The organism is Streptomyces sp. NPDC057565 (assembly GCF_042801455.1).
Taxonomy (GTDB): Bacteria; Actinomycetota; Actinomycetes; order Streptomycetales; family Streptomycetaceae; genus Streptomyces; species Streptomyces yanii.
In genome coordinates, this window is sequence record NZ_JBHVFU010000183.1 from 1 (window position 1) to 1,300 (window position 1,300).

Below are 1,300 nucleotides of genomic sequence, written 5' to 3' on the forward strand. Positions count from 1 at the left end.
CAGATGGAGGCTCGATTTCATGAAGGGATCGAGTCATGGCACGACCTTCCCGTTACCCGCTTGAGCTGCGCCGACGTGCGGTGCGCATGGTCGCCGAGGTCCGCGGCGACCACCCGACCGAGACCGCGGCCTTGCAGGCGGTGGTCGAGAAGCTGGACATCGGCTCCCGCGAGACGCTGCGGAACTGGGTCAAGCAGCACGAGATCGACGCCGGGCAGCGGCCGGGGACGACGACGGAGGAGTCCGCCCAGCTCAAGGCGTTGAAGAAGGAGAACGCCGAGCTGAAGCGGGCCAACGAGATCCTGAAGGCGGCGGCGTCTTTCTTCGCGGCCGAGCTCGACCGGCCACACACACGCTCGTAGCGTTCATCGACGAGCACAAGGGCCGCTTCGGCGGCGTCGAGCCGATCTGCAGGACGCTCACCGAGCACGACTGCAAGATCGCCCCTTCCACCTACTACGCCCACCACAAACGCCGGAGCACGCCGTCGGCCAGGACCGTGCGCGATACCGAACTGAAGGAACGGATCAGCGAGGCCTTCCAGGCCAACTACCGTGTCTACGGGGCGAGGAAGATCTGGCGTGAGCTGAACCGGCAAGGCCACCGCGTGGCCCGCTGCACCGTCGAGCGCCTGATGCGTGAACTCGGCATCGCCGGAGCGGTCCGCGGCAAGCACGTGATCACCACGCTGCCCGGCGGCCAGGCCGAACGGGCGCCGGATCTGCTGGACCGCGACTTCGTCGCCGCTGCCCCGAACCGCTGCTGGGTCGCGGACATCACCCACGTCAAGACCTGGTCCGGTGTCGTCTACGTCGCCTTCGTCGTGGACACGTTCTCCCGCCGGATCGTGGGCTGGTCCGCAGCCACCGTGAAGGAAACGGTCTTCGTCCTGGACGCCCTGGAGATGGCCGTGTGGCAACGTGACCGAGACCAACATCCGGTGCGGCCAGGCGAGTTGATCCACCACTCGGATGCCGGATCGCAATATACGAGTTTCCGGCTTGCCGAGCATCTGGACGCCGCCGGCATCGCCGCCTCGACCGGATCGGTCGGTGACGCCTACGACAATGCCCTGATGGAGAGCACGATCGGCCTGTACAAGACCGAGCTGATCAAGCCCCGGCGGCCCTGGAAGTCGCTCGCCCATGTCGAGTTGGCCACCGCCGAGTGGACCGACTGGTACAACCACCGCAGGCTCCACGGTGAGACAGGCCACGTCCCGCCCGTCGAGTACGAAGCCAACTACTACATGGAATCCACGAAACCCCAGGTCACAACCACAATCTGAGATCTCTACCGA

Annotated in this window: 1 protein-coding gene; it reads left to right on the forward strand. The window is 65.9% G+C overall.

Annotated elements, in window-relative coordinates:
- Positions 1-35 precede the first annotated feature (35 nt).
- A protein-coding gene (locus tag ACFU8W_RS52485; protein WP_384053009.1) for an IS3 family transposase occupies positions 36-1,288 on the forward strand; the annotation gives its coding sequence in 2 pieces (ribosomal slippage) (positions 36-318 and positions 318-1,288; 1,254 coding nt in all).
- Positions 1,289-1,300: the final 12 nt, after the last annotated feature.